23 protein-coding genes and 1 pseudogene are annotated in these 26,810 nt (G+C 65.7%); 10 read left to right on the top strand and 14 right to left on the bottom strand.

All coding sequences use genetic code 11. From position 1 onward, the window contains the following. Positions 1–3 precede the first annotated feature (3 nt). From AC5WJ1_RS08235 to AC5WJ1_RS08210, 6 genes are read left to right on the top strand one after another with little or no spacing between them, the layout of a single operon-like run. Positions 4–2,808 (top strand): monovalent cation/H+ antiporter subunit A, encoded by a 2,805-nt coding sequence (locus tag AC5WJ1_RS08235; protein ID WP_135705265.1) that lies wholly within the window; start codon positions 4–6, stop codon positions 2,806–2,808. Then, on the top strand, positions 2,808–3,191 hold the full coding sequence (locus tag AC5WJ1_RS08230; protein ID WP_133096160.1) for a Na+/H+ antiporter subunit C: 384 nt from the start codon (positions 2,808–2,810) through the stop codon (positions 3,189–3,191). The genes AC5WJ1_RS08235 and AC5WJ1_RS08230 overlap by 1 nt, the downstream gene beginning before the upstream one ends. Further along, positions 3,188–4,726, top strand: coding sequence for a monovalent cation/H+ antiporter subunit D (locus tag AC5WJ1_RS08225; protein ID WP_494476515.1), 1,539 nt, complete (start codon positions 3,188–3,190; stop codon positions 4,724–4,726). The genes AC5WJ1_RS08230 and AC5WJ1_RS08225 overlap by 4 nt, the downstream gene beginning before the upstream one ends. A gap of 3 nt (positions 4,727–4,729) precedes the next feature. Beyond that, positions 4,730–5,233, top strand: a complete 504-nt coding sequence (locus tag AC5WJ1_RS08220; RefSeq protein WP_135705262.1) for a Na+/H+ antiporter subunit E — start codon at positions 4,730–4,732, stop codon at positions 5,231–5,233. Further along, entirely contained in the window at positions 5,218–5,490 is a 273-nt protein-coding gene (locus AC5WJ1_RS08215) for a K+/H+ antiporter subunit F (protein ID WP_133096157.1), read from the top strand. The genes AC5WJ1_RS08220 and AC5WJ1_RS08215 overlap by 16 nt, the downstream gene beginning before the upstream one ends. Positions 5,491–5,502: 12 nt before the next feature. After that, positions 5,503–5,847 (top strand): Na+/H+ antiporter subunit G, encoded by a 345-nt coding sequence (locus tag AC5WJ1_RS08210; protein ID WP_434032681.1) that lies wholly within the window; start codon positions 5,503–5,505, stop codon positions 5,845–5,847. Positions 5,848–5,853: 6 nt separating this feature from the next. Here AC5WJ1_RS08210 and AC5WJ1_RS08205 read toward each other — a convergent pair whose 3' ends face one another. Next, positions 5,854–6,723, bottom strand: coding sequence for a DUF72 domain-containing protein (locus tag AC5WJ1_RS08205; RefSeq protein ID WP_133096155.1), 870 nt, complete (start codon positions 6,721–6,723; stop codon positions 5,854–5,856). A 91-nt stretch (positions 6,724–6,814) separates the two neighbouring features. On the opposite strand from AC5WJ1_RS08205, the gene AC5WJ1_RS08200 reads away from it, so the two are divergent. The 3 genes from AC5WJ1_RS08200 to AC5WJ1_RS08190 all read left to right on the top strand — a co-directional run bounded on the left by AC5WJ1_RS08200 (position 6,815) and on the right by AC5WJ1_RS08190 (position 9,222). Then, positions 6,815–7,060: a hypothetical protein gene (locus AC5WJ1_RS08200; RefSeq protein WP_135705259.1), complete on the top strand. Its 246-nt coding sequence runs from the start codon at positions 6,815–6,817 to the stop codon at positions 7,058–7,060. Positions 7,061–7,170: 110 nt separating this feature from the next. Further along, complete coding sequence (locus AC5WJ1_RS08195; RefSeq protein WP_135705258.1) at positions 7,171–8,010, top strand: class I SAM-dependent methyltransferase; 840 nt, start codon at positions 7,171–7,173, stop codon at positions 8,008–8,010. A gap of 180 nt (positions 8,011–8,190) precedes the next feature. Next, positions 8,191–9,222: a patatin-like phospholipase family protein gene (locus tag AC5WJ1_RS08190; RefSeq protein ID WP_133096152.1), complete on the top strand. Its 1,032-nt coding sequence runs from the start codon at positions 8,191–8,193 to the stop codon at positions 9,220–9,222. Here the strand turns inward: AC5WJ1_RS08190 and AC5WJ1_RS08185 are convergent. Further along, complete coding sequence (locus AC5WJ1_RS08185) at positions 9,203–9,856, bottom strand: HD domain-containing protein (RefSeq protein ID WP_434032682.1); 654 nt, start codon at positions 9,854–9,856, stop codon at positions 9,203–9,205. The two genes, AC5WJ1_RS08190 and AC5WJ1_RS08185, sit on opposite strands and share 20 nt — an antisense overlap. Then, a complete protein-coding gene (locus tag AC5WJ1_RS08180; RefSeq protein ID WP_494476514.1) occupies positions 9,853–13,338 on the bottom strand; it encodes an adenylate/guanylate cyclase domain-containing protein in 3,486 nt (1,161 codons plus the stop codon). The genes AC5WJ1_RS08185 and AC5WJ1_RS08180 overlap by 4 nt, the downstream gene beginning before the upstream one ends. A 181-nt stretch (positions 13,339–13,519) precedes the next feature. Between AC5WJ1_RS08180 and AC5WJ1_RS08175 the strand changes: the two genes are divergently transcribed. Then, positions 13,520–13,930, top strand: coding sequence for a DUF1801 domain-containing protein (locus tag AC5WJ1_RS08175; protein WP_135705255.1), 411 nt, complete (start codon positions 13,520–13,522; stop codon positions 13,928–13,930). Positions 13,931–13,932: 2 nt separating this feature from the next. Here the strand turns inward: AC5WJ1_RS08175 and AC5WJ1_RS08170 are convergent, their stop codons facing one another. The 11 genes and pseudogenes from AC5WJ1_RS08170 to AC5WJ1_RS08120 form a co-directional block, all read right to left on the bottom strand. Further along, positions 13,933–15,261, bottom strand: coding sequence for a type II toxin-antitoxin system HipA family toxin (locus AC5WJ1_RS08170; protein WP_494476513.1), 1,329 nt, complete (start codon positions 15,259–15,261; stop codon positions 13,933–13,935). A gap of 2 nt (positions 15,262–15,263) precedes the next feature. Beyond that, on the bottom strand, positions 15,264–15,662 hold the full coding sequence (locus tag AC5WJ1_RS08165; protein WP_494476512.1) for a helix-turn-helix transcriptional regulator: 399 nt from the start codon (positions 15,660–15,662) through the stop codon (positions 15,264–15,266). Between the two features lie 241 nt (positions 15,663–15,903). Beyond that, positions 15,904–17,484 (bottom strand): isocitrate lyase, encoded by a 1,581-nt coding sequence (locus AC5WJ1_RS08160; protein ID WP_133096146.1) that lies wholly within the window; start codon positions 17,482–17,484, stop codon positions 15,904–15,906. Between the two features lie 577 nt (positions 17,485–18,061). Further along, on the bottom strand, positions 18,062–18,868 hold the full coding sequence (locus AC5WJ1_RS08155; protein WP_135705251.1) for a hypothetical protein: 807 nt from the start codon (positions 18,866–18,868) through the stop codon (positions 18,062–18,064). Positions 18,869–18,870: 2 nt separating this feature from the next. Beyond that, positions 18,871–19,710 carry a YaiO family outer membrane beta-barrel protein gene (locus AC5WJ1_RS08150; RefSeq protein WP_494476511.1) on the bottom strand — a complete coding sequence of 280 codons (840 nt, stop codon included), beginning with the start codon at positions 19,708–19,710 and terminating at the stop codon, positions 18,871–18,873. A 157-nt stretch (positions 19,711–19,867) separates the two neighbouring features. Further along, entirely contained in the window at positions 19,868–20,869 is a 1,002-nt protein-coding gene (locus AC5WJ1_RS08145) for a prenyltransferase/squalene oxidase repeat-containing protein (protein ID WP_240745971.1), read from the bottom strand. A gap of 16 nt (positions 20,870–20,885) precedes the next feature. Next, the gene (locus AC5WJ1_RS08140) at positions 20,886–21,962 is read right to left on the bottom strand and encodes a bactofilin family protein (RefSeq protein ID WP_434032683.1); all 1,077 of its coding nucleotides are present in this window, start codon (positions 21,960–21,962) and stop codon (positions 20,886–20,888) included. Between the two features lie 2 nt (positions 21,963–21,964). Continuing rightward, positions 21,965–23,062 (bottom strand): annotated as a pseudogene (locus AC5WJ1_RS08135) (glycosyltransferase family 2 protein); the annotation flags it as partial. After that, positions 23,035–23,196: a hypothetical protein gene (locus AC5WJ1_RS08130; protein ID WP_494476553.1), complete on the bottom strand. Its 162-nt coding sequence runs from the start codon at positions 23,194–23,196 to the stop codon at positions 23,035–23,037. The pseudogene AC5WJ1_RS08135 and the gene AC5WJ1_RS08130, both read right to left, overlap by 28 nt. A gap of 307 nt (positions 23,197–23,503) precedes the next feature. Continuing rightward, a complete protein-coding gene (locus AC5WJ1_RS08125; protein WP_494476510.1) occupies positions 23,504–24,904 on the bottom strand; it encodes an ISNCY family transposase in 1,401 nt (466 codons plus the stop codon). Positions 24,905–25,205: 301 nt separating this feature from the next. Next, entirely contained in the window at positions 25,206–26,606 is a 1,401-nt protein-coding gene (locus AC5WJ1_RS08120; protein WP_479947548.1) for an ISNCY family transposase, read from the bottom strand. Positions 26,607–26,810: the final 204 nt, after the last annotated feature.

Here is a 26,810-nt window from a genome sequence, read left to right as displayed (position 1 = left end):
CCCATGGAACTGCCGCTGCTGCTCGCGCTGCCGCTGCTGGCCGCCGGACTGACCTGGGTGATCGGCATGCGCGCGCCGCGGCTGGTGGCGCCCGTCATCGTCGGCCTGCCGCTGGTCGCGCTGGTACTGCTGCTGCAGCTGCGCGGCGCGGTCTTCGACCAGCCAGAGGACGGCCTTGCCTGGCGCGTGGGCTGGCTGCCCGCGCTGGGACTCGACCTGTCGCTGCGCCTGGACGGCCTGGCCTACCTGTTTGCGCTGCTGGTGGTCGGCGTGGGCCTGCTGGTGATCCTGTACGCGCGCTACTATCTGGCGCGCAATGAATCGGCGGTGCGCTTCTTCTGCCTGCTGCTGCTGTTCATGGCGGCCATGCTGGGCGTGGTGCTGGCCGGCAACCTGCTGTTGCTGGTGGTGTTCTGGGAGCTGACCAGCATCCTGTCGTTCCTGCTGATCGGCTTCTGGTCGTGGCGCGGCGATGCCCGCCAGGGCGCCCGCATGGCGCTGGCCGTCACCGGCGGCGGCGGGCTGGCGCTGCTGGCCGCGGTGCTGCTGCTGGGCCATATCTGCGGCAGCTTCGAACTGTCGGTGGTGCTGGCGCAGGCCGGCAACGTGCAGCGCCACCCGCTCTACATGCCGATGCTGGTGCTGATCCTGCTGGCGGTCTTTACCAAGTCGGCGCAGTTCCCGTTCAGCTTCTGGCTGCCGCAGGCGATGGCCGCGCCCACGCCGGTATCCGCGTACCTGCACTCCGCCACCATGGTCAAGGCCGGCGTGTTCCTGCTGGCGCGGCTGTACCCGGTGCTGGACGGGACCAACGGCTGGTTCTACCTGGTCAGCATGACGGGGCTGGCCACACTGATCTTCGGCGCGGCGATGGCGCTGCTGCAGCGCGACCTCAAGGGGCTGCTGGCGTATTCCACCATCAGCCACCTGGGACTGATCACGCTGCTGTTCGGGCTCGATACCCAGCTGAGCACGGTGGCGGCGATCTTCCACATCATCAACCACGCGGTGTTCAAGGCGTCGCTGTTCATGGCCGCCGGCATCATCGACCACGAGACCGGCACGCGCGACCTGGAACGGCTGCACGGGCTGGCGCGCTACATGCCGCATACGGCGGTGCTGGCGATCGTGGCGTCGCTGTCAATGGCGGGCGTGCCGCTGTTCAACGGCTTCCTCAGCAAGGAAATGTTCTTTGGCGAGACGCTGGCGCAGGGCCTGCTGGGCGAATTCAACTGGGTCATCCCGGCGGCGGCGACCATGGCCGGCGCGCTGACGATGGCGTATTCGCTGCGCTTTATCTACGGCGTGTTCTTTGGCGGCAGGCAGCCCGACGTTCCCAACTATCCGCCGCACGAGCCGCCGCGCTTCATGAAGGTGCCGGTGGAGTTCCTGGTCGTGATCTGCCTGGTGGTGGGACTGGTGCCGGCCTACACGGTAGGCACCCTGCTGGCGGCGGCGTCGCTGGCCACGCTGCGCGCGCCGCTGCCGCCGTACAGCCTGAACCTGTGGCATGGCGTCAACCTGCCGCTGCTGATGAGCCTGCTGTCCATGACCGGCGGCGCGGCGCTGTTCTTCCTGCGCCGCGATGCGCTGCGCCGCTGGCAGCAGTCGCTCGAGCACCTGAACGCGCGCCGCTCGTTCGAGAGCGGCATGCGCGCGCTGGAGCGCATTGCCACCGCGATCACGCGCGCGCTGGAGAGCGGCTCGTTGCCGGGCTATATCGCCTGGATGCTGCTGGCGCTGCTGGCGATTCCGGCGTGGTTCCTGGCCGATCTCGACACGCTCGCCGGCACCGTCCCGGCCGGCGCGCTCGACCCGATGGGCGCCGCGGCGCTGGCGATACTGGCGGTGCTGGCGCTTGCCGTGGTGGCCGCGCGCGGGCAGCGGCTGGCGGCGCTGGTGCTGCTCAGCGGCTGCGGGCTGATGGTGTCGCTGGTGTTCCTGCGCTTCTCGGCGCCGGACCTGGCGCTGACGCAGCTGTCGGTGGAAGTGGTGACGGTCTTGCTGCTGGTGCTGGCGTTGTTCTATCTGCCGCGCGAGACGGCCGAGCAGGGCGGCCCTGCGCGCCGCATCCGCGACGTGATGCTGGCACTGGGCGGCGGCACGCTGCTGGCGGTGGCAGCCTACGCGGTGATGACGCGCCCGTTCGACCCGGTATCGGCCTTCTATGTCGAGCAGGCGGTGCCGGGCGGCGGCGGCCACAACGTGGTCAACGTGCTGCTGGTGGACTTCCGCGGCTTCGATACCATGGGCGAGATCTGCGTGCTGCTGATTGCCGGCCTGGCGGTGCAGGCGCTGCTCAAGGGCATGCGCCTGCCGACGCCGTCGGCCGCGCCGGACGGGCTGCCGTGGACCAGCCAGGCGCATCCGCTGCTGCTCGCCATGCTGGCGCGGCTGATGCTGCCGCTGACGCTGCTGGTGGCGGTCTTTATCCTGCTGCGCGGGCACAACCTGCCCGGCGGCGGCTTTATCGCGGCGCTGGCCACGTCGGTGGCGCTGCTGCTGCAATACGTGGCCAACGGCGTGCGCTGGACCGAAGCGCGCATCGCGCCGGACTACCGCGCCATTGCCGGCGCCGGCATCGTGCTGGCGGGGCTGACCGGCCTCGGCAGCCTGGCCTTCGGCTACCCGTTCCTGACGACGGCGTTCGGGCATTTCCACCTGCCGGGCATCGGCGAAATCGAACTGGCTACGGCCATGATCTTTGACCTTGGGGTGTTCTGCACCGTGACCGGGACCACGCTGGTCATCGTCTCGCACCTTGGGGTGCGCAACCTGCCGCCCGCGCGCGCTACGGAGGACGACTGATGGCCGCCCTCTATGCCGTGACGATCGGCATCCTGGCTGCCTGTGGCATCTACCTGCTGCTGCGCGAGCGCGTCTTCACCGTGGTGCTGGGCCTGACGCTGCTGTCGTATGCGGTCAGCCTGTTCCTGCTCGGCATGGGCCGGCTGTCGATCGGCCGGCCGCCGGTGATCGTGCCCGGCGCCAGCTACGCCGATCCGCTGCCGCAGGCGCTGGTGCTGACCGCCATCGTGATCGCGTTCGGCATGACGGCGTTTGCCGTGGTGCTGGCGCTGCGTTCGCTGGGACTGACCGGCAGCGACCATGTCGATGCCGCCGGCGAGCCGGAAGGCGCCCCGGTGCACGACCCGGACGGCGACGACGAAGCGCGGGGGCCACGCCCATGAACCACGCCGTGCTGCTCCCCATCCTGCTGCCGATGTTCGCCGGCGCGCTGCTGACGGCGATGCCGGCGCAGGCGCTGCGCGCGCAGCGCGCCGTGTGCGCGGTAGCGACACTGTTGCTGCTGCCGGTGGCCATCATGCTGATGCAGCACGCGGCAGGCGGCGCCATCGAGGTCTATGCGATGGGCAACTGGGCCGCGCCCTTCGGCATCGTGCTGCAGCTGGACCGCACCGGCGCCATGATGCTGGCGCTGACCGCGGTGCTGGCCGTCGCGGCGCTGGCCGCGGCAGGCGACGGCACCGCGCGCCAGGGCCGGCATTTCCACGCGCTGTTCCAGTTCCAGCTGATGGGCCTCAACGGCGCCTTCCTGACTGGCGACCTGTTCAACCTGTTCGTCTTCTTCGAGATCCTGCTGATCGCCTCCTACGCGCTGCTAGTGCACGGCGCCGGGCGCGCGCGCATCGGCGCCGGGTTCCATTACGTGATCCTGAACCTGGTGGCGTCGTCGTTCTTCCTGGTGGCGATCGGCGTGCTGTACGGGCTCGGCGGCACGCTCAACATGGCGCACCTGGGCTTGCGGCTGGCCGGCCTGCCGGCGCAGGACCTGCCGCTCGCGGTAGCCGCCGGCGTCATGCTGATGCTCGTGTTCGCGCTCAAGGCGGCGCTGTTCCCGCTGTACTTCTGGCTGCCGCGCGCCTACGCCAGCGCCACCGGCCCGGTCGCCGCGCTGTTCGCCATCATGACCAAGGTGGGCATCTACGCCATGCTGCGCTGTGCCGCGCTGCTGTTCGGCGGCGCGCAGGGCTTGCTGGGGCCATTCCTGGATGACTGGGTGTTTCCGCTGGCGCTGGTGACGCTGGCGATCGGCGGCATCGGCGCGGTGGCCGCCCGCACGCTGCGCGCGATGACGAGCTACCTGGTGGTAGCGTCGGTGGGCTTGCTGTCGGCGTGCGTGGCGATGCAGACGCAAGCCGGCTGGGCCGCCGCCCTGTACTACCTGCCCAGCACCACGCTGTGCACGGCGGGGCTGTTCCTGCTGGCCGATGCGCTGGAGCCGGATCCCGCGCACGACGGCGCGCCGCCGGTGGCCTCGCGGCTGGCCGGGGTGCTGTACCTGGTCGGCGTGCTCGCGGCGGTGGGCCTGCCGCCGCTGTCGGGTTTCCTGGGCAAGGCCATGATCCTGCGCGCGACCCCGGCGCCGTGGATGCCGGCGCTGTGGCCGGTGGTGCTGCTGTCGAGCCTGCTGCTGCTGATCGCGGTGTCGCGCACCGGCACGCGGCTGCTGTGGCGCCTGCCGCATGAGGCGGCGCAGGTGCCGGAAGGCGCCGAGCATCTCGACGAGGACCATCCCAGCGCCGCGCGCTCCCGCGTGCGGCCGGACCCGCGCAAGCTGGCCTGCTGCGCGCTGCTGCTGGCGGGCAACGTCGCGCTGACCGTGTACGCGCGGCCGGCCACCGAATATATGGCAGACGCCGCCGCGCAGCTGCTGGACCGCGCGGCCTACATGCGGGCCGTGCTGCCCGCGCAGAAGGAGTAGGCCATGCTGCACCGCCTGCTGCCGCATCCCTGGCTCAGCCTGATCCTGCTGCTGATGTGGCTGATGCTGGCCAACAGCATCGCCCCCGGGCATTGGCTGCTGGGCGCGCTGCTCGGCTGGGCCATCGGCCGGCTGGCCGACCGCTGGCTGGTGCTAAGCGCGTTCCGGCTGTCGCGTCCCGACCTGATCCTGCGCCTGAGCATCCATGTGCTGATCGACATTGTCATGGCCAATATCGAAGTGGCGATCCTGGTGCTGGGCCGCACCGCGCGGTTGCGGCCGGCCTTTATCGTGGTGCCGCTGGATGTGGAGCACGAACTGGCCACCACCGCGCTGATCAGCATCGTCTCGCTGAGCCCCGGCACGCTGTGCGCAGAACTGAGCGACGACCGGCGCGCGCTGCTGGTCCATGTGCTCGACCTGGAAGAAGAAGCGGCGCTGGTCGAACGCATCAAGTCGCGCTATGAAGTCCCGCTGAAGGAGATCTTCCAATGCTTGCCATCGTGATACCGGTGTGCCTGGCCATCCTCGGGCTGGCCTTCCTGCTGACCTTTGCGCGGCTGCTGCGCGGGCCCAGCCTGCCGGACCGCATCGTGGCGCTCGATACGCTCAATATCAACGCCATCGCGCTGATCGTGCTGCTGGGCATCAGGCTCGATTCGGCGATGTTCTTCGAGGCGGCGCTGCTGATCGCGGTGATGGGCTTCGTCGGCACGGTGGCGCTGGCCAAGTACCTGCAGCGCGGCGACATCATCGAATACTGAGGAGCCATGGCCATGCTGCATCCCGTTGCGGAGTTCGTTGTCTGCGCGCTGCTTGTGACCGGCAGCGTATTCATGCTGGTGGGGGCGATCGGGCTGTTCCGCCTGCCGGATTTCTTCATGCGGCTGCACGGGCCCACCAAGTCGACCACGCTGGGCGTGGGCGGGGTGGTGCTGGCGTCGGTGGCGTATTTCAGCTTCCGCGGCGATGCCAGCCTGCATGAGCTGCTGGTAACCGCATTTCTGTTCCTGACCGCGCCGATCAGTGCGCACATGCTGTCCAAGGCCGCGTTGCAGCGCCAGCTGCCGGTGGACCCGCGCACGCGCGGCAGCGGCTGGATGCCGCGCATCCGCGACTGATGGCCTTCAGGCGTTCTGCAGCAGGCGCATCAGGCGCTGCGCGTCGAACGGCGCCTTGACCTTCTTGTCGTTGTCGAAATAGCAATAGACGTCGCGGTGCGCCGCCTTGCGCGGCCGCCTGGGCGAGATCCGCTGCGCATCGGCCGGTTCGTGGCCGCTGGCCCATTTTTCCAGCCGCGCGGCCCAGCGGTGCAGCGCCTTGTCGGAGTAGCTGCCACCGTACAGCGTCTGGCTGCCGTGCAGCCGCAGGTAGAGGAAATTGCTGGTGATGTCTTCGGCGTAGGGCCAGTCGGCGACGGCGTCGGAGATCACCAGCGCCACGCGGTGGCGTCGCAGCAGCGCCGGGAATTCGGGCGTACAGAAGCTGTCGTGCCGGATCTCCACCGCGTGCCGGATCCGGCGCCGGCGCCGCGTCTCGCACCAGGGTTGTTTGACCCGGCTGTCATGCTCGCGCGCCAGTTCGCGCGCGCTGTGGGTGTCATGCGGCAGCAGGGCAAGGAAGCGCTCCATCCGCTCGGGATCGAAGGCAAAGCTGGGCGGAAACTGCCACAGCATCGGGCCCAGCTTTTCCTCCAGCGCCAGCACGCCGGACGCCAGGAAGTTGGCCATGGCCGGGCGCGCCTTGTCGTCGCGGACGCGCAGCATGTGCGTCAGGTAGCGCGATCCCTTGACGCTGAAGACAAAATCGTCGGGCGTGGCGTCGTACCACGCGCGATAGCTGCGCAACGTCTGCAGCGCGTAGTGCGAGCCGTTGATCTCGATGGAATCGACCGCGCGCGAGGCGAACTCCAGCTCGCGCCGTTGCGCCAGCCCCTTGGGATAGAACACGCCGCGCCACCCGTCGTAGCGCCAGCCCGAGATGCCGATCCGGATCATTGCCTTGCCTGCGAGTGCCCTGTATTTTTTCCAATATGCACGCCACGCACGGCGCGCAGGCCTTGCCAACGCCTACAGGAGGAAAGGTTCCATGACTGCCACGCAAGTTTCGCGCCTTGATGCCTGCGCCTACCTGCTGCACCTGCTGCTGCAGCGCGCCGAGGCCAGCCAGCCCGGCTTCCTGGAAGACCTGATCCGGGGCGTTGCCGCCGACCGCGCCGCCATGCCCGAGGTGCCGGACCGGGAACACGCGCTGCCGGTATTCGACGAAGTACTGCGCATGCTCGAATTCGCCAACGCACAGATGAAGGAAGCGCAGGCACTGGGACGGCCCTGACGACGTTGCGCCACGGCAGGCAGCGCCGTCTGGTTTACTTTCGCGGCCAGGTGTCCTACACACACTGAGGCGATCCCGGGCTTCCAGCGCGCCGGGCAAGGGGACTTCCAATGGCTTTGCCGAATGCCGACCACCCGGATTTCGACCACATTTTTGCGGGTGCGATCCCCGACGTATACGCGTCGATGATGGTGCCGATGATCTTTGCGCCCTATGCCGCCGACCTGGCCGAACGCATCGCCGCGCTGCAACCGCGCCGGGTGCTGGAACTGGCTGCCGGCACCGGCGTGCTCACGCGCGAACTGGCGCGCCGGCTCGCGCCCGACGCCATCATCGTCGCCACCGACCTCAATGCGCCGATGCTGGCGCGGGCCCAGGCCGAGGGCACGGAGCGCCCCGTGACCTGGCGGGAGGCCGACGCGATGGCGCTGCCGTTCGGCGATGCCAGCTTCGACCTGGTGGCTTGCCAGTTCGGCGTGATGTTCTTCCCGGACAAGGCCAAGGCCTTCGCCGAGGCGCGCCGCGTGCTGGTGCCGGGCGGGACGCTGGCGTTCAACGTTTGGGACCGGATCGAATTCAACGCCTTTGCCCGCGATGTCACGGCGGCGCTGGCGCGCCTGTTCCCCGAATCGCCGCCGGATTTCATGGTGCGCACGCCACACGGCTATCACAGCCAGGTGGCGATCGAGCAGGACTTGCGCCAGGGCGGCTTTACCGCGCCGCCGCTGTTCGAGACCGTCACCGCCACCAGCCGCGCCGATGACGCCCGCATCCCCGCGGTGGCGTACTGCCAGGGCACGCCGCTGCGCGCGGACCTGGAGCGGCGCGGTCCCGACGCGCTGGCGCGGGCGACCGAGGCGTGCGCACGGGCGTTGGTGGCGGCATATGGGGACGGTCCGGTCTCCGGCCCGATGCAGGCGCACGTGGTGATGGCCGGCGCCGGCGCGTGACGGATGTCCGGGCATGGCACCAGCGGCAAGCGCGCCATCGGTCCGCCCGTCAGGCCACGCGCCAGGCCACGCGCCGGGCTGCCGGAAAACGGCTTATTCCCTACACTGGATTGATACGGATCACCGCCCGCAGCACGGAGCCTGGCACACCCGCATGGCGCGCCAGGGAGGGAGCCTCGGATGCAGCCGGACCAGCCAGACCACAAACCCGTGTCGCTTGCCCTGCAGGGCGGCGGCATGCACGGCGCCTTCACCTGGGGCGTGCTCGACCGCCTGCTGGAGGACGGCAGGCTGGTGATCGAAGGCGTCAGCGCCACCAGCGCCGGCGCCATGAACGGCGCGGTGCTGGCCTATGGGCTGCTGCAAGGCGGCAGCGCCGGCGCGCGCGAGGCCTTGCACTCCTTCTGGCTGGCGATCTCGAACTCGGCCCAGCGCTACAGCCCGTTCCGCTGGATGCCCTGGTTCAAGACCGGCCATACGCTGGGGCTGAACCATTCGCCCCTGTACGCCATGGCCGACATTGCGCTGCGCCTGCTATCGCCGTACCAGTTCAATCCCAACAACCTGAACCCGCTGCGCGAAGTGCTCGGCACACAGGTGGACTTCGCCGCGCTGCGCGAGCATTGCCCGATCCAGCTCTACCTGTGCGCGACCAATATCGAGACCGGCCGCATACGCATCTTCCCGCCGGAGGAACTGAGCATCGATGCCGTGCTGGCGTCAGCCTGCGTTCCCACGCTGTTCCAGGCGGTGTGCATCGATGGCCAGTACTACTGGGACGGCGGCTATGTCGGCAACCCGGCGATCTTTCCGCTGATCTACCACTGCCAGACCCGCGACGTGGTCATCGTCCATATCAACCCCATCGTGCGCCGCGGCGTGCCGACCTCGGCGGCGGATATCCTCAACCGCGTCAATGAACTCAGCTTCAACTCATCGCTGATGCGCGAGATGCGCGCCATTGCCTTTGTCACGTCGCTGATCCAGCAGGGCAAGGTGGACGGGCGCGAGATGAAGGAGATGTGGATCCACTCGATCCGCTCCGACGAAACCATGGCGGCGCTCGGCGTGTCGACCAAGTACAACGCCGACTGGGGCTTCCTGTGCGCATTGCGCGACCAGGGCAGGGCGCAGGCCACGGCCTGGCTGGCGCAGCACTACGACAGCGTCGGCCGGCGCTCCAGCATCGACATCAGCGGCGAATTCCTGTGACGCCGGGAGGGCCCGGCTGCGCCAGCCGCCACGCCAGGTTGCCGCGCGCGCGCGCCTCGTAGCGCGCGTGGAACAGCTCGGTGTGGAAGATGCGCGGGCTGTCCAGCAGCGCGCGCAGGAAGGCACGCTCGGCGGCGTCGTAGGCCTGGTCGTCGAGGTCGGTGCGCTCGGCGCGCAGGCAGGCGCCGTTATGGCGGAAGCGCCTCCGGCCGCAGCCCAGCGCGGCCAGGTCGATATCCGCGGTAAAGCGGCCCGCCGTGCTGGCAGGAATGCCGTCGTGGACGGTTTCCAGCACCAGTGCGGCGATCCGGCCGGCCGTGGCCATGCCGGTCCCCCATTGCCGGATCCAGCCGGCGCTGCGCGCCTCGTTGTCGGTCGCACCGGGCACATAGATCACGTCATGGCACCACAGCGCCAGTTCCACCGCATCGGCATCGGCCGTGTCGATGGTGCTGCGTGCCCAGTCCAGGTCGCGCAGGCAGCGGCGGATGTGGTCGAGGGTGTGGTAATGGCGGCCCGGCTCGCCATAGCGGCCGGCAAGGTCGGCATAGGCGTCGCGCGCATGCGCGCCGCCCGCGCGCGTCCACACGGCATGGAAGCGGTCCTCGAGCTGGCGGGCCTGGAGCGGAGTCATTGGCGCACAGGGGTTGTGGTGTCGCTGGCAGTGCCGGATACTTCGCCTTCCAGCTGCGCCAGCAACGCTGCGGCCTCCTGCTGGTCGGCGGTGTCGGCGCCTTCGGTCAGCGGGGCCAGGTACCGGGCCAGCGTCTCGCGCGCCATTTCGGCCTTGCCTTGCGCGCGCCACAGCCTGGCCAGGCTGCGCGCGGCGCGCAGCGCCAGCAGCCGGGCGCCTTGCTCGCCGGCGATGCCGAGCGCCCGGTGGAAGCAGGCTTCCGCTTCATCGAGTCCGGGCGGCTGCATCCGGCACAGCATGTCGCCGCGCAGCCGCCACAGCGTGGCTTCGTCCAGCCGCTCGCCGGTCTTTTCCGCCAGCGCCAGCCCGCGCGCTATCGCTTCCTGCGCGGCTTCCGGCTGTCCGGCCTTGCAACAGGCATCGGCCAGCAGCGACAGCAGGTTGGGCGTGCCGAGCACGGCGCCGGTGCCCTCGTAGGAAGCCAGGCCATGGCGGATCCGGGCGATCCCCGCCTCGGCCTCGCCAAGTTCGGCCATCGCCCAGCCTTGCACGACGGTTCCCCACGCGAGGTAGATCGGGAAACCCTGTTCGCCCGAAATCGCGATTGCTGCCTCCGCATACTCGCGTGCCAGCTTCGCTTCGCGCCGGCACTGGTGCACTTCCGCGGCGAAGACCAGGCACAGCGCCAGGTTGTAGGCATCGGGCCGCGCGCGCGCCATCACCAGTGCTTCCTGGCACAGCGCGCGGGCATGGTCGGGACAGCCGAGGTACCACAGGATCCAGCCCAGCGTGCTGGTCGCGTGCACGGCCGGATCGCGCCCGTAGCCCATCAGGAAGTCGTAAGCCTGCGAATCGGGGTGGGGCAGGCCGATCACCGTCTCCATATGCGAGCGCGCGGCGTCGAGCTTGCCCAGCCGGAACAGCGTGGCGCCCAGCACGCGATGGCCTTCGGCCAGTTGCTTGGGCCGCTGCGACTGCAGCGCCAGGCCGAGCAGCCGCTTGCCCAGCGGCAGCGCCACCTGGTACTGCGCGCGCAGCTGGTAGAAGGCCCACAGGCCGAGCTGCGCGGAAAAGACGTAGGGGGTCTGACGGCCCTGTTCGCACAGCGCCAGCGCGCGCCGGTAGTTGGCCTCGACTTCCTGCGACGCCTGCCCGCGCGCGGCCATCAGCGCCGGCCCCAGCGTCAGCAGCAGCGTCAGTTCCTGGCGCGCGCGCTCGGCGGTATCGGGCTGGCGCTTGAGCAGCTCGATGGCGGCGCTCAGGTGCCGGATCGCCTCGGCCTGCGCCGAGCGCTGCAGCGCCTGCTGGCCGGCGCAGTGCAGGTATTCGACCGCCTTGGGCACATTGCCGCTGAGGCTGTAGTGGTGCGCCAGCTCGCTGCAATAGTCCTTGAGCCGGCCCTGGAACAAGTCTTCGATCGCCCGCGCCGTGGCTTCATGCAAGGCGCTGCGGCGTTCGGTCAGCAGCGAGTTGCCCGCGACTTCCTGGGTCAGCGCGTGCTTGAAGACGTACTCGACCTCCGGGAATGCCGGGCGTTCATGGATGAAGTCCGCGGCCTGTAGGTCGGCCAGCAGCGGATGCAGCCTGTCGTCCTCGAGCCCCGCCACGCGCAGCACCAGGCTTTGCGGGAATTCCTTGCCGATCACCGCCAGCGTCTGCAGCAGTTCTTTCTGCGCCAGCGGCAGCCGGTCGATACGCGCGGCCAGCACGCCCTGGACCGTGGTCGGGATATGGAGCAGGGCCGGCGCCTGCTCGATGCGGTAGCAGCCGGGCTGGCCCAGCAGCGCGCCTTCCTCGGACAGGGTCTGGACCACTTCCTCCATGAAGAACGGGTTGCCTTCGGTCTTGTCGAGGATCAGCCGCTTCAGCGGCACCAGGCTCTGGTCGTCGCCCAGCAAAGCGGTCAACAGGCCCTGCGCCTCGGCCGGGCCCAGCGGCTGCAGCCGCAGCTGCGAGTAATGCGGCCCCGCGTCCCAGCGATGGGTGTATTCGGGCCGGTAGTTGACCAGCAGCACCATGCGCGCGGCGGGCACATGGTCGACCATCATGTTGAGGAAGGCTTCGGTCTCGCCGTCGAGCCATTGCAGGTCTTCGAAGATCAGCATCAGCGGCTGGTTGACGCTCTCGCGCACCAGCAGCCGGGCGATCGCGTCAAAGGTGCGCTGGCGCCGGATCGACGGATCCATGGTCGGCAGCGGCGAACCCGGTTCGGTGGTGCCGAGCAGGTAGAGCAGGTAGGGCAGGTTATCTTCCAGCGAACGGTCGAGCGTCAGCAGCCGGCCCGTCACCTTCTCGCGGCAGGCGCGGTCGCCGTCCTGCGCGGTGATCTGGAAGTAGTTCTTCAGCAGTTCGATCAGCGGCAGGTAGGCAAAAGCCTTGCCGTGCGAGACCGAGAACGTCTCCAGCGCCAGGCAGCCCTGTTGCGAGCGGGTCTTGAACTCATGGAACAACCGCGACTTGCCGACGCCCGCTTCGCCGACCACGGCGACAATGCGCCCGCTGCCCGCCTTGGCGTGCTCCAGCGCCTCATTCAGATGCTCCAGTTCCTGCTGGCGCCCGACGAAGCGCGCCAGCCCGCGGTGCGCCGCCACCTGCAGCCGCGTGCGCAACGCGCCCAGGCCCACCACCTCGTACACCGCCAGCGGCTCGCGCACGCCCTTGACATGGGTGGTGCCCAGCGCCGTGAACTCGAAATAGCCCTCGGCGAGCTTGTGTGTGGATTCGCTGACCAGGATCGATGCCGGGGTGGCAATCCCTTCCATGCGCGAGGCAATGTGGATAGTGTGGCCGACCGGATCGTAATCGGTATGCAGGTCGTCCTTGCGGATCGATCGCACCACCACCTCGCCGGTATGGATGCCGATGCGGATCTGCAGCGGGATGCCTTGCTCCAGCCGGACCCGGTCGCTGTGGCGATGCATCGCGCCCTGCATCCGCAGCGCGGCGTACAACGCGCGCAGGGCATGGTCCTCGTGCGCGATCGGCGCGCCGAACAGCGCCAGGATGCCGTCGCCGAGGAACTTGGCGACATAGCCTTCGTAGTGGTGGACCGCCTCCATCATCAGCGTCACGACCGGGTCAATCAGGCGGCGCGAGTCTTCCGGGTCCATGTCCTGCGTCAGCGCGGTCGAGCCGGCCATGTCAGCGAACAGGGCGGTGATGGTCTTGCGCTCGCCGGCGGCCTCGCCGCGGGCTTCCATCGCGGCCTGTTCGGCCAGGATGCGCTCGGCGAGGTGGGGCGGGGTGTAGTGCACGGGGGCGGTCGCCGGCGGCCGGGGCGGCTGGGGCGGCTGGGGCGCGGGTTGGGGCGCAGGTCGCGGCGCGGCTGTATCGCCGAGGGAAACACCGCAGGCGCGGCAGAACTTGGCCGCTGGCGTGGCTTCAGCGCCACACTGTGGGCAAATGCGGGCAAGCCTTGCCCCGCACTCCTCGCAGAAGTTGGCGCCCGCAAGGTTCGCGAAGCCGCAATGCGTGCAGCGCATTTCGCCTCCTGACCGGACCGGGTCATGCCGACCCGCCTGTTCAGACTATTAGAGGCAGATTTGGGCGGCGTGGCAAGGTGAGGGCGGTGGTGGCGCGGTGGTGGCGATACAGGGCCGGCTTCGGCACAATGCAGGGCCAGCCATGTGCCGCGGGCACGGTATCCGCTTGAGGAGAACCGCCATGAAAAAGAGCGAAGCGCAGGACAGCAGCCAGGACAGCATTCCGGCTTCCGAGCTGATCGATGCCAGGATCCGCGAGCTCGGCGACTGGCGCGGCCAGATGCTCGGCCGGCTGCGCGCGCTGGTCAGGGAAGCCGACCCCGAAGTCGTCGAGGAATGGAAATGGCGCGGCGTCCCGGTCTGGTCGCACGACGGCATCATTTGCACCGGCGAGACCTACAAGAACGTTGTCAAGATGACCTTCGCCAAGGGTGCGGCGCTGGACGATCCTGCCGGCCTGTTCAACGCCAGCCTGGAGGGCAACACCCGGCGCGCCATCGATTTCCAGGAAGGCGACAAGATCGACGAGAAAGCGCTGAAGACACTGGTCCGCGCCGCCGTGGCGCTGAACCAGTCCACGCGCAGGCGCTAGCCTCAGGCAGCAAGGCGCCGCTGCTGCCGGCGCATGCCGTCGAAGATCGCATCGGCCAGGTCCAGGGGGAATTCCGGCGGCAGCGCGGAAGCGGCGGCGTCGATGGCCCGGCCGGTCTGCGACACGACCTCGTCGAGCATCGACCCGACGTCGTCGGGCGAGAAGCCGATGCGCTGTCCCTGGGCAAACCAGTGTCGCCGCTGGATCTCCTGGATGGCGTAGTGCGAATTCTTGCCGTGCAACGCCATCGCCAGCCGGGCCCGTTGCGGCGCCACCTGGTTCTTGCCCCTGCCGATGATCGGATGCGCCGACAGGATGTCGTACAGCGGCGTCGCCTCATAGCGGCTGCCCGGCAGATGGCTGATGCTGAAGTTCTTGCCATGGCCATCGGTGGCGGCAAGCAGCCAGAAGACGATCTGCGCAAGGAAGAAGTTGCGGCGATCGGCCAGCGCCGAGCGCGAGCCGGAGAGGATGTCGGCGATCTGCTGGATGCCGGGCCCGCCGTCCGACTCGTACTTCTGCAATGCCGACGTCCCGGTGGCCTGGCACATGTCTTCCTGCGGCAGGCGCAGCAGCCAGGAACCGTCGGCCGAAGGCTTGCGGTCGAAGCGTTCGACCACCAGTGCCTTGACATCCCCGAAGCGCGCGATCTCGCAGGCAGCGACCGGCAGGCCAAAGGCGGCGACGATCCTGGCGCAGATCCATTCGTTTTCCACCGAGGTCCGCATGTCGGCGCGCATATTGCCCACCAGTCCCATCGGCAGCTTGAAGATATGCGTGGTAGGCGTACTGCCTTGCGGCAACAGCCAGTGCCCGCCCCAGCGCAGCAGCGCGGTCTTCTCCTGCGCGCCGGCGATGGACAGGCGCAGGTCATCGATGGGCTCGCGCAGCCCGAGCACGGGCTCGGCCGTGGCCTCATGCAGCAGGGTGGCGATCTCGGTCTCCGACAGCGGGCGGCCCTGGACGCGCTTCAACGCCGTCGGTGCCTCCTGCGGCGGCAGCATCTGGAGGGCGCCGGCACAGTCGCGGCCGAGCTTGGCCAGCAGCGCGAAGGCGTCGGTCCCGCCGGTCCGGTACCGGGCAGCGATGCGCCGCCTGATGGCATCGCTGTCGGGCAGCAGGTTGTCGAAATAGTTGGCGACGACCGGCCCGCGGTGGGGCTGGTTGCCCGGCGTAAAGGGTAATGACAGGGACAGCGGCCGGCCTTGCGGGTCGGCAATCCAGTCCTCGCGATAGGCCAGCCGGTCGCCGGCGGGCGTGGTTTCCCAGTGACCCACCGGCAACCCGTTCATCCACAGATCGAGACGCCTCGCCTGCGTGCCGCGCGCCATGGCTACCAATCCTCCCGCTGTGGCCTGGTGCTCTTGCGGGCGGCGCGGCTTGCCTTGCCGCCAGCGGGCTTTTTCGGCTGTTCCGTTGTTGCCTTGCGGGCAGCCTTGCTTGCCGGCAGGGAGGCGGGACTTGTCTCTTGCACAGGTTCCGGCTGCACCTGGGGCACCTGGGACACCTGGGTATCCGGGGCAGGGGACAGCACCATCTCCACGCCGAGCACGCGCAGTGCCTTGAACAGCCGCTCGACGCTGGCCGCGGCGGGGTTGGCTTCCAGCTCGGCGTAGGTCTGCTGCCGGACGCCCAGGTAAGCCGCCATCCCGGCCTGCGTCAGGCCCCTGGACTTCCTGAAGCCCTGCAGGATCGGCCGCAGCTGGGTGAGGGTATGGATGGGATATTGCATGGCGCCGCCTGCCGTCCCGGATGGCAGGCCGTGGGTTGCTGATGATGTACAGGATATAGCCTGTTTTGATGTTTTACAAGTTGTAGCCTGTATCTTGAAAATACAGGATTTGGCCTGTGTATTGTGAAAACAGGGAATCGCCTGTATGGCCCCAGGGGTAGAACCCACGCACGGCGTTATCGCCGGATAAAAAAACGCCAACCCGTTATGGGTTGGCGTTTTGCCTGGGGTATGACTGGTATCAGAACTGGTTCATGGTGTTGTCTTTACCCGCCGCTTTCAGGGCCGCTTCGCCGCTGAAATACTCCTTGTGGTCGTCACCGATGTCCGAGCCGGACATGTTCTGGTGCTTGACGCAGGCGATGCCCTGACGGATTTCCTTGCGCTGCACGCCAGCCACATAACCCAGCATGCCCTGGTCGCCGAAGTATTCCTTGGCCAGGTTGTCGGTCGACAGTGCGGCGGTGTGGTAGGTCGGCAGCGTGATGAGGTGGTGGAAAATGCCGGCTTCGCGCGACGCGTCTGCCTGGAAGGTGCGGATCTTTTCGTCGGCGAGCTTCGCCAGTTCGCTGTCATCGTATTCCACGCTCATCAGCTGGCTGCGATCGTAGGCCGACACATCCTTGCCCGCGGCCTTCATCGCGTCATACGCCTGCTGGCGGAAGTTCAGGGTCCAGTTGAACGACGGGCTGTTGTTGTAAACCAGCTTGGCGTTCGGGATGACCTTGCGAATCTCGCTGACCATGCCGCCGATCTGGGCGATATGCGGCTTTTCGGTTTCGATCCACAGCAGGTCGGCGCCGTTCTGCAGGGCGGTGACGCAATCCAGCACGCAGCGCGCTTCGCCCGTGCCGGCGCGGAACTGGAACAGGTTGCTCGGCAGGCGCTTGGGACGCAGCAGCTTGCCGTCGCGCTTGATGATGACATCACCGTTGCCCAGTTGGTCGGCCGACAGTTCGTCGCAATCGAGGAAGGAGTTGTATTGGTCGCCCAGGTCGCCCGGCGTGTGGGTCACGGCGATCTGCTTGGTCAGGCCGGCACCCAGCGAGTCGGTACGGGCCACGATGATGCCGTCGTCCACGCCCAGTTCCAGGAAGGCGTAGCGGATGGCGCGGATCTTGGCCAGGAAGTCCTCGTGCGGCACGGTGACTTTGCCATCCTGGTGGCCGCATTGCTTCTCGTCGGACACCTGGTTCTCGATCTGGATGCAGCATGCACCCGCTTCGATGAACTGCTTGGCCAGCAGGTAAGTGGCTTCGGCGTTGCCGAAACCCGCGTCGATGTCGGCGATGATGGGCACGACGTGGGTGACGTGATTGTCGATTTTCGCCTGGATGGCGGCCTTGGCAGCGCCTTGGGCAGCATCCAGCTCGCGGAACAGGCCGCCCAGTTCACGGGCGTCGGCCTGGCGCAGGAAGGTGTACAGCTCGCGGATCAACGCGCTGACAGAGGTCTTTTCGTGCATCGACTGGTCCGGCAGCGGGCCGAACTCGGAGCGCAGCGCGGCCACCATCCAGCCGGACAGGTACAGGTAGCGGCGCTCGGTGCTGTTGAAGTGCTTCTTGATGGAGATCATCTTCTGCTGGCCGATGAAGCCGTGCCAGCAGCCCAGCGACTGGGTGTACTTGGACGAGTCCGCATCGTAGGCGGCCATGTCGGCGCGCATGATTTTGGCGGTGTACTTGGCGATGTCCAGGCCCGTCTTGAACTTGTTCTGGGCACGCATGCGGGCGGCATACTCGGGATTGATGGCATTCCACGCGCTGCCGTTGTTCTCTTTCAAAGCAGCAACTGCCTTGATGTCGTCTTGATACTGGGCCATGTGAATTTCCTAGGGGTAGGGAGCGTTTGAAAAAATGGTCGAGTGTGCCGCTACGGATGTCGAAGCAAGCAGCGTGGACTTATTGTAGGGCGTACTTGATGCGTTGCGGCAAGGTCTTATATAAGACATAAGAGTTAGTTTTTCTTTATTTTTCAATGAGATAGGAAGTAAATTTTGCGATGTGGAACGGGTTTTCAAGCAACGAAAAGCAATGCTGTGAAAAACTGGCGTGGATTCCATAATGTGAAATCAGCTTTCAGTTCACGCATTCGGGCAACAGTGGCACGCCGCCCAAGTGCGATCTCGCTAGGTCCAAGGTCCCGCCTGTACTTGATGGCATCGGAAAGCAGGTTGAGGAGGAGTTGCGATGTGCAGGAGCCCGGCCAAGGCCGGGTCGAGCGAATGAACGCCACGCTGCAGAACCGGCTGGTCAAGGTTTGCATCGCAGCAGCCCAGCATCGCCATCGGATGCCCGTTTCAGGCGATATTCGATTTCGTACCGCCCATGCAGAGTAGATGGCCGGAAGACATTGCTTAAAGCGCTTCTGCCAACGTTATCGTAACGATGCCACGCGCTTTATACGGCCCGCTCGATCCTCTCCCAACTCATCGCCCAGCCATACAACGCAATGCATCCGAACACCAGCATCGTTGGCCCGAATACAAACGACAGGAGCGGCATCATCAGCAGCGAACAGGTCACCATCAGATAGACGTGTAGCGCTAGCTGCATCGGCACTGCGATCACCACGAACAAAAGCGTGAGTAGCGTCAGGAATATCTTCTTCGGCCAGGAGAAGTCAAAGATGTAGTAGACCAGCGCATGCCCCCATGGCAACAGGAACAGGAAGCTCGCGCAGGTCTTGACGCCGTTGTCCACATACCTGCTGGCAGTGTACGGAAAACTCTGTGGCGCCACCGCGAAAAACAACAGTGCTGTGGCCTGGATGAACACAGCGAACAGCAGGAAGTACCGCAGTGGCAGGTACTTGTCGCGTATCCGGAGCGCCATCAGGCAGACAACCAGCGTGGCGACCAGCGATACACACCAGGTCAGCACGTCCGGCGCAGGGGCCACGACATCGGTGTAGGGCAGGTTGAAGTCGAACCACGCTACCCGCGTCAGTTGTTCGATGACGCTGCCTTCGATCCCGAGCTTGTCAACCCAGAAGCGCAGCACGGCAGCCCAGAGCCCGCTGATACGGTCGCGCAGCAGCCATTCGCCCAAATTGAATGCCACCGGCACCAGCAGGATAGCCGCAAGGGAGGTGACGGACAGCGTCAGATGGTCCAGCGAGCGATGCCTGGCCAGACAGAGAATGCTCAGGCCGAGGGCGTCGCTTTGGTCGTGTGTGGCTGCAGTGTGGCCGGTAGGTTGTGCCATGGCTAGAACTCCGCGAAGACACCGATTTCCGCTTGCTTGCGCGTGTAGGACGGGTTGTCGTAGTAAATGGCTCGAAGGTTGATGCCGTAGCGCTTGGTGAACCATTTGCGCCACGTCAGCGACACTTCATGACTGTTGAAGTCACTCAGCAGGGCCTGCTCGCCGGTGAGCTGATAGGCTTCACTACCGCCGTCGTATTTCAGGGTGATGAACTGGTCCTTGTCGCGTCCGTAAGTTACCGCGACGATGCCGCGATTCGAGCGGACATTGCCAGGATCGCTGCGATTGAGCCGTGCGTTAAGCTGGATGATCCACGGCGCGTCAAAATAGTAGATCAGGCCGAGCAGCAAGGTCTTGTCGGTATAGACTTCCTTGGCGCGGTAGTAGGTAAAACCGGCGTTGACCACCAGGTTCTTCTTCTCGAGCAGCTTGCGGAAGATAAGGCCATCGACCCGAACCTCGGGCAGGAAGAAGCCGCCCGCGCTGGTGCCGGCGCTCAGGAAGCCGTACCAGTCCTCGTTGAAGGTGCGGGTATAGCCCAGACCGAAGAATGTACCCTGGTCGCCAAAGTGGCTCTGGTGGCTGATTTCGCCAGTCACGTAATCCTTCGGGGTCAGGTTGACTCCGCCTCGCAGGTACTGGTCGTTCCAGCTGGAATTGTCGCCAGTGAGGTTGGCGTGCCCAAGACCACCTTCGATGAAACCCGTGAGCAAGGGCACGAAGGTCCGGGGAGGGGTGGCTTCAGCCTGCGCGCGAACATCGGTGGTGGCAAGCAGTGCGAGCATGCCCATCAAGGGCAGGGCTTGGGCGCCGTGAATTCTTGTATCCGGGGGTTTCGCCATGGGAATCCTGTGGATTTTCTGATCGATGTCGCCCGGAGGGGCCTGACAGGACCCTCCGGCCCGCAAGCTGCAGACACACCATACACCGCCTCGCGGCGATCGGTCGATAAAGTCCGGCTCATTTTGTCGCCTTCTTGCATGTCTGGTCCGGGGTGAGTCATCGACACCGCAGGCCCGGGGCAGGCGGAGCGATCGCCTGCTCAGGGGTCAGGCGCGATTCGAATGCCAGGTATAGCGCCTCTTCCAACACATTCCAGTGCTTGCCATGGCGGAACTGGATGGAACGCAGGCGCCAGCAAGTGATGGCATCCTTGTCTCCCATCCGGTCAGCTACCAGGGCCACCAGTCCCCAGGGGAAATCAACCTCTGACATCTGCAACCAGGCCCAGCGGTTCTCTTTCATCCACGACTGGTAAGCGACGACATGGGATCGGCCGGCGGGATGGATATCGCCCAGGATGGGGAAGATCTGCGCGACGGCGTCGGGATAGAACTCGAACTGTTCGCGCGGCTGGGTGCTGACGAGGTAGCGGCTAGCGCGCCAGAACACGCGCAGGATGTCCTTGTCCAGCTGCTCGGCCTTGCGCTGCCAGGCAGCGGCGCCCACGGCGTCTCCATGGCGCTGCCGATAGAGGCTGGCCGCCTTGAAGGCGCTTGAGACTTCGACGTTGTCCATCAGCAGGGCCACCGGAAGCCTGGCGGAGATGTGGTAGACGCCGGAGCCCGGGTCGCGCAGCCTGTCCAGGTAGCGGCTGGCCTTGTCGAAGCTGGCCTGCCACGCCGGCGGCATGCCCTTGGGCGGCGCGCTGCGGACCAGCAGTTCCATCCAGGCGGCCATCAGCGCATCGTCGGCGTCGGCCTCCTGGCAGGAGACGAAGCGTTGGCCCCGCTCGCAATAGCGGTCGAAGCGGCCATCGGCTTGCTGGCGCGGCAATAGCCATGCAATCCAGCGGGTCGCAGCAATTCGGGTGGTCATGCCGGCGTCCTGCGCGGCCAGCAGTGCCTTGGCCGCGAAGTAGGGATCGACCGAGTCGCCGGCGAAATAGGTGGTGATCGCCCCGTCGGGACGCTGGTAGTCTGTCAGCGTGAGCTCGACCGCGTCCGCCGGCCGGTGGACGTATGTGGCAAGGGCCAGGAGCAGGACAAGGAGGGTTTTCATGGCAGGTGGGGAGGTTTCATGGGGTGGCCACATCGGCCAGGACTCGTCCTTTCTCCGGGGCGCATGCCGCCCCATAGACCACCGTACCGACCCGTACGCGGAGCACCGGCGCCACCACGGTGGTGCGCTTGTTCGCCGCCCCGATAACGCTGCGCGCCCCCACTTCAATCTCGCGCTCGGCAGCCACCGGCCCGGCGATGGCACACTCGCGGGCAATGGAAATGGCGCCCCCGGCAATCAGTGCGCCGTCAATGCGCACCCGCGAGCCTAGCCAGATGCGGCCGTTTGCCTTGACGCTGCCGATCACGCGCGCGCCGGAGCCGATCCACAAGTCGCCTTGCACGATAAGGTCACCGCGATACAAGGTGCCGGCGGGAAATGTCATATCGTGCGTTACCAGCCAGCGGCCGTCCGAGGGTTCGGAGGGGGGATTCAGCACTTCATGCGCCCAGTCTCCGCCGGGTGGGGCGGTGGCGTCCATGTCGGGCGGCGCGGCCAGGTGACGGCCGCCGAAACCGATTTCCGCCGCGCTGACAGACGTGAATTCGCAGTCCTCTTCGAGCCGCATGGCGTAGAGGGCGGAGAGCGGTCCGAGCAAGCGGCAGCGTGGCTCGACATGGACAGTGCGGGCGTGCGCCCAGCGTTGCACCTCGCTATCGCTGCGCACCAGGATCTCGCCTTCGGACAGCAGGACCTGCATGCGATTCCTTCGGCCCGTGGAGATGCCACGCCGGCCGTAGATGTCCCTTGAAAACGTATAGCCGTCAGGAAGCACCAGTGAGCCGCTGGTGACAATGGTTCGCGCACAAGTGCCGATGAACGCCTCCGCCGCCGTGGGCATGAAGGTGCCTGTCACCTGCACCAGGGGCCGCAATGCGTTGGCTGAGTAAAGTCGGCCACGCAAGCCTTGCCTTGCCCCCCCCCGCCCGACCATCGCACGAAAGTCCGCGGCGACGGCCGCGACATCCAGCGTGTGTTCGCTATCGATTGCCAGCGGCCGTACATCGAGCCGGCGTCGCCATTCAAGCACTGCGGGTATCAGCGGCAATCCGAAGAGCAGCATGGTGAGGATGCCAAGCAGCAGGGCCCACATGTTCAGCTCCTTGGGCGATAACGCGTGGTCTTGTCCCACCGCAACTCGCGGCGGAGCACATAGTCGAAGGCGAGCTGACCAAGAATGGCGCGCGACACGGTCAGCATGCTGACGAGGAAGCCGAAGTAGTTCATCGGCAGCAGGCGGATGCGCTCGCGGCTGCCGTCCAGATACACGGCGGCGGCGATTTCGAAGAAGGCGGCAAAGTTGCCCAGCGTCCCGTACGACATCAACGCAAACAGGATTACCGCTTCACCGAACAGCGGCAGGCCACCAGCGTAGTACAGCAGGATGGCCAGCAGCCAGCCGAACAACATCAGCGGCGCCATCATGTAGATGCCAAGCAGCGCCACACCGTCGATCTTCTCGAACAAACCGTGGTTGCGGCAGACGGCCATCTTCCAGCCGTGCCGATAGAGCGCCTGGTTGTGGCCCTTGGTCCAGCGCATGATCTGGCGCACCCGCACTGGCCAGGTCTCGGGCACTTCTTCATAGCACTCCGACCAGTTCTGGTAGACAGTCTTCCAGTTGGCCAGCAGCAGCCGGTAAGTCAGGTCGGTGTCTTCGGCCAGTACATCGTCGTGCCAGCCGCCGACGCTGCGTAACGCCCGCATCCTGACGCCGCCGACGGTGCCACCATACTGGGGGACGAGGCTCAGGTTCATGCGGGCCTGCTGGTCGACCTGATAGCCGCCGGAGCGCTCCAGATCGAGCAGCCGCGTCAGCAGGTTGCTACCGAGGTTCAACGGTACGACGCGGCCCATGGTCGCGCCGACTTCGGGGTCGAAGAACGGCGCCACCAGTTGCTTGAGCATGCTTACCGGCGGAAGGTAGTCGGCGTCGAACACGACGATGATGTCGCTGGCCACGGCGTCGCTGGCATCCTTGAGCGCGGCTGCCTTGCCGGGCTTGCCGTCGGCACGGTGAAACGGTGTGATGCGTCCCGGGTACTGCTTCACGAGGTCATCGATGATTTCGCGCGTACAGTCGCTGGATCGGTCGTTGACGGGCATGATGGTAAGCCGGTCGGCCGGATAGTCCGCGTGCAAGAGGCATAGCAGCGAGCCGGCGATCACTGCCTCTTCGTTATGCGCGGCGACCCGACCTGGCGCTTCGAAATGCCGAGCCTCTCCGCGGCGCGCCAGACCATCAGACCGTCTTCGACGACGGCCTGGATGACCCTGCAGCGGTCCAGTTCCCGCATGCTCATGGTAATCGTGTCGGGTCGTCCCATGATCGCGCTCCAGGCTAGACGGCAAAGCCGCCAGCTTGGCACGCTCCGGGACGGGGTACGACATTTCTATTTGGCTCAACTACGACATTACTATTTGGGTCTAACAACACATGTCCAGGCAAAGTTGAAATGTCCGGGCGCCAGCAAAGTTGAAATGTCCGGTTGTCCGGTGTCATTTCAGCGTTGTTTGTTCTGTTTTTGGGGTGCCCGTCGGGCGGTGGTGCTGGCCTGAAGCGGCAGAGTTGTGATCAGGGTGGGGCGGTCATGCCAGCAGGGCGGATTTGAATTCCCAGGTGTCAAGCTGAAATCAGTTCTCGGTTCCGTTAAGCGGCCACGGTTGCCGCTGTAAGCGTTTTAGCGCTTCCAACATATCGTTCTGATCCAGCGAGCGCTGCGACTTCTTGCCTGGTGGTCGTCCACGCTTGCGGACAACGCCTTCCGTGGCAGGCAAAGAGAGCGATCGTGTGTTGTCGCGTTTCTCCTGGACAAATTGCGCCATCTGCAACACGGCTCCGAGTCGCTTGTTATCGACGATGGCGCCTTGATCGATTTCTGACAGTCGGTCATAGATGGTGTAGGGCAGCGCAGCGCCATTCGCCCGTGGCTCAATCCTACCGTCCGGATAGTGATAGACGTCGATATAGCGCCCAGCAAGCTTCCGATGCTCTGGCGTATCGGCCAGCAGGTAGAGCATCTTGTCGTACTGGATCGTCAGGCTCTTGGAGACGCAGCGCGGCTCGCGCCAGGTAAAGACTAGGTCCAGGTTTTCATCCGATCGCAGTGGTCGATGGGCATCATGGCTGTTGCGCGGTACCTTGGCAAAGCGCGCGTTGTAATCCGCAATGAATTCCGACATGAAGGCGTTGGCGGCCTCCATGGTGCTGATGCCGCGCAGGCGCAGTTCCTTGACCAGGCGATCCTGCAACGTCAGGTGGGTCCGTTCGACGCGGCCCTTGGCTTGGCTGCTGTTGGCGCAAATGCCCTCAATGTTCAGCTCGAACAAGGCCCGGGCAAACTGGGTGTGGCCGTCGCCGCTGGTCGCCCCTTGTTTGTTGACCCGGAAGACACTCGCCTTGTCGCTGTAGAGCGCCACCGGCTTGCCATGGCGCTCCAGGTAGGCGCGTGTTGCGGCAAAGTATGTGAAGGTGGCCTCCGAATGGGTAAAGCGCAACTCCATGATCCGGCTGGTGGCGTCGTCGACATAGACCAGCAGCGTGCAGGCCGGCGCGCGATCCTCGAACCACCGGTGATCGCATCCGTCGATCTGGATCAGTTCACCGAGGCACGCGCGGCGGTTGCGTGGCTGGTAGATCTTTGGTGGCCGCTGTTTGCGTGGCACCCACAGTCCGGCCACCGTCATCAGCCGGCGAATCGTTTCCTTAGACAGCGTCAGCCCATGACGCTCGCGCAGTTTCTCGGCGGCCAGGGTCGGGCCAAAGTCGGCGTAATGCTCGCGGATCAGGCCAAGCGCTACGGATTCGCGATCCACCGGCATGCGATTGTTGCTAGGTCGGCCGCGCCGGCGAGATACCAAGCCCGATGGGCCTTCCTGCTTGTAGCGTTCCAGCAATCGCCGGAACTGCCGGTCGGTGATCTCCAATCGTTCGGCCGCCACGCCGGGCCGCAATTGGCCATCCATCACGGCCTGGACTGTCTTGAGCCTGTCTAATTCCTGCATGCTTACTGTAATGACCTCGGGTCTAGCCATCCTCGGGCGTCTCCATTGCATTCAACCGGGCAGGCTGAATACCATGGACAGGCGCCTCAGGCGGACATTTCAACTTTGCTAGAACCGGACATTACAACTTTGCCGCTACAGCACATGTCCAGGCAAAGTTGAAATGTCCGGTCGCCAGCAAAGTTAAAATGTCCGGTGTGTCTTCAACTTGCTTGGTCAGTTTTTGGGTGTCCCGTAGGGCGGTGGTGCTGGCCTGACACGATTGAATCCAGCTCAGGGTGAGGGCTGTCATGCCAGCGGAGCGAATTTGAGTTCCAGTAATAAGCTGAGATCAGTTCTCCGTTCCGTTAAGCGGCCACGACTGCTTCTGCAACCGCTGCAGCGCCTCCAGCATGTCGTTCTGGCCCAGCGAGCGCTGCGACTTCTTGCCGGGCGGACGTCCTCGTTTGCGGGGAGCTCCCTCAGTGCCAGGCACAGATAGTGACCGCGTGTTGTCGCGCTTCTCCTGAACGTATTGCGCTAATTGCAGCACGTGTCCCAGCCGCTTGTTATCCACGATCGCGCCTTGATCGACTTCCGACAGCTTGTCGTAGATGGTGTAGGGTAGGGCTGTGCCATTGGCCCGAGGCTCGATCCTGCCATCCGGGTAGTGATAGACATCGATGTAGCGACCGGCCAGCTTCCGATGCTCTGGCGTATCGGTCAGCAGGTAGAGCATCTTGTCGTACTGAATCGTCAGGTTCTTTGACACACAGCGTGGCTCGCGCCACGCGAAGATCAGATCCAGGTTCTCATCCGATCGCAGCGGCCGATGGGCGTTGTGCTCATTGCGCGGCACCTTGGCAAAGCGCGCGTTATAGTCGGCGATGAACTCCACCATGAAGGCATTGGCCGCCTCCATCGTATTGATCCCGCGCAGGCGCAGCTCCTTGACCAGGCGGTCCTGCAAGGTCAGGTGCGTGCGTTCGACGCGGCCCTTGGCCTGGCTGCTGTTAGCGCAGATACCTTCGATGTTCAACTCGAACAAGGCCCGCGCAAACTGGGTGTGGCCGTCGCCGCTGGTTGCTCCTTTCTTGTTGACCCGAAAAACGCTGGCCTTGTCGCTGTAGAACGCCACCGGCTTGCCGTGGCGCTCCAGATAGGCCCGCGTCGCCGCAAAGTATGTGAACGTGGATTCCGCATGAGTGAAGCGCAATTCCATGATCCGGCTGGTGGCGTCGTCGACGTACACCAGCAGCGTGCAGGCTGGGGCACGCTCCTCAAACCAGCGGTGATCGCTGCCATCGATCTGGATCAGTTCGCCATAGCAAGCGCGCCGGTTACGAGGCTGGTAGACCTTCGGCGGCCGCTGTTTGCGCGGCACCCACAGGCCGGCCACCGTCATCAGTCGGCGGATCGTTTCCTTGGACAGCGTGAGCCCGTGGCGCTCGCGCAGCTTCTCGGCGGCCAGGGTCGGGCCGAAGTCGGCGTAGTGTTCGCGAATCAGGCCAAGAGCTACGGATTCGCGATCCGCCGGCATGCGATTGTTGCTGGGTCGGCCGCGCCGGCGAGATACCAGCCCGGATGGGCCTTCCTGCTTGTAGCGTTCCAGCAATCGCCGAAACTGCCGGTCGGTGATCTCCAACCGTTCGGCGGCCACGCCGGGCCGCAATTGGCCATCCATCACGGCCTGGACCGTCTTGAGCCTGTCTAATTCCTGCATGCTTACTGTAATGACCTCGGGTCTAGCCATCCTCTGGCGTCTCCATTGCATTCAACCGGGCAGGCTGAATACCACGAATGGAGCACTCAGGCGGACATTTGAACTTTGCCAAATCCGGACATTACAACTTTGCCGCTACAGCACAAAAACGCATAATAATCGTTATGTTAAATCATAGTTGCGGTCCATCCCGGCACGAAGGTCGTCAGGGTTCGGACTGCCGGCCGGCAAGGT

The organism is Cupriavidus sp. MEYA8 (assembly GCF_059278825.1).
Note: the sequence above shows the minus strand (reverse complement) of the source record. Positions and strands in the feature narration are given on the sequence as shown.

What these genes read in the sequence shown, in the direction of transcription:
- AC5WJ1_RS08235 (WP_135705265.1), top strand. Translation starts at nt 4, where the DNA reads ATGGAACTGCCGCTGCTGCTCGCGCTGCCGCTGCTGGCCGCCGGACTG.
- AC5WJ1_RS08230 (WP_133096160.1), top strand. Translation starts at nt 2,808, where the DNA reads ATGGCCGCCCTCTATGCCGTGACGATCGGCATCCTGGCTGCCTGTGGC.
- AC5WJ1_RS08225 (WP_494476515.1), top strand. Translation starts at nt 3,188, where the DNA reads ATGAACCACGCCGTGCTGCTCCCCATCCTGCTGCCGATGTTCGCCGGC.
- AC5WJ1_RS08220 (WP_135705262.1), top strand. Translation starts at nt 4,730, where the DNA reads ATGCTGCACCGCCTGCTGCCGCATCCCTGGCTCAGCCTGATCCTGCTG.
- AC5WJ1_RS08215 (WP_133096157.1), top strand. Translation starts at nt 5,218, where the DNA reads ATGCTTGCCATCGTGATACCGGTGTGCCTGGCCATCCTCGGGCTGGCC.
- AC5WJ1_RS08210 (WP_434032681.1), top strand. Translation starts at nt 5,503, where the DNA reads ATGCTGCATCCCGTTGCGGAGTTCGTTGTCTGCGCGCTGCTTGTGACC.
- AC5WJ1_RS08205 (WP_133096155.1), bottom strand. Translation starts at nt 6,723, where the DNA reads ATGATCCGGATCGGCATCTCGGGCTGGCGCTACGACGGGTGGCGCGGC.
- AC5WJ1_RS08200 (WP_135705259.1), top strand. Translation starts at nt 6,815, where the DNA reads ATGACTGCCACGCAAGTTTCGCGCCTTGATGCCTGCGCCTACCTGCTG.
- AC5WJ1_RS08195 (WP_135705258.1), top strand. Translation starts at nt 7,171, where the DNA reads ATGGCTTTGCCGAATGCCGACCACCCGGATTTCGACCACATTTTTGCG.
- AC5WJ1_RS08190 (WP_133096152.1), top strand. Translation starts at nt 8,191, where the DNA reads ATGCAGCCGGACCAGCCAGACCACAAACCCGTGTCGCTTGCCCTGCAG.
- AC5WJ1_RS08185 (WP_434032682.1), bottom strand. Translation starts at nt 9,856, where the DNA reads ATGACTCCGCTCCAGGCCCGCCAGCTCGAGGACCGCTTCCATGCCGTG.
- AC5WJ1_RS08180 (WP_494476514.1), bottom strand. Translation starts at nt 13,338, where the DNA reads ATGCGCTGCACGCATTGCGGCTTCGCGAACCTTGCGGGCGCCAACTTC.
- AC5WJ1_RS08175 (WP_135705255.1), top strand. Translation starts at nt 13,520, where the DNA reads ATGAAAAAGAGCGAAGCGCAGGACAGCAGCCAGGACAGCATTCCGGCT.
- AC5WJ1_RS08170 (WP_494476513.1), bottom strand. Translation starts at nt 15,261, where the DNA reads ATGGCGCGCGGCACGCAGGCGAGGCGTCTCGATCTGTGGATGAACGGG.
- AC5WJ1_RS08165 (WP_494476512.1), bottom strand. Translation starts at nt 15,662, where the DNA reads ATGCAATATCCCATCCATACCCTCACCCAGCTGCGGCCGATCCTGCAG.
- AC5WJ1_RS08160 (WP_133096146.1), bottom strand. Translation starts at nt 17,484, where the DNA reads ATGGCCCAGTATCAAGACGACATCAAGGCAGTTGCTGCTTTGAAAGAG.
- AC5WJ1_RS08155 (WP_135705251.1), bottom strand. Translation starts at nt 18,868, where the DNA reads ATGGCACAACCTACCGGCCACACTGCAGCCACACACGACCAAAGCGAC.
- AC5WJ1_RS08150 (WP_494476511.1), bottom strand. Translation starts at nt 19,710, where the DNA reads ATGGCGAAACCCCCGGATACAAGAATTCACGGCGCCCAAGCCCTGCCC.
- AC5WJ1_RS08145 (WP_240745971.1), bottom strand. Translation starts at nt 20,869, where the DNA reads ATGAAAACCCTCCTTGTCCTGCTCCTGGCCCTTGCCACATACGTCCAC.
- AC5WJ1_RS08140 (WP_434032683.1), bottom strand. Translation starts at nt 21,962, where the DNA reads ATGTGGGCCCTGCTGCTTGGCATCCTCACCATGCTGCTCTTCGGATTG.
- AC5WJ1_RS08130 (WP_494476553.1), bottom strand. Translation starts at nt 23,196, where the DNA reads ATGGGACGACCCGACACGATTACCATGAGCATGCGGGAACTGGACCGC.
- AC5WJ1_RS08125 (WP_494476510.1), bottom strand. Translation starts at nt 24,904, where the DNA reads ATGGCTAGACCCGAGGTCATTACAGTAAGCATGCAGGAATTAGACAGG.
- AC5WJ1_RS08120 (WP_479947548.1), bottom strand. Translation starts at nt 26,606, where the DNA reads ATGGCTAGACCCGAGGTCATTACAGTAAGCATGCAGGAATTAGACAGG.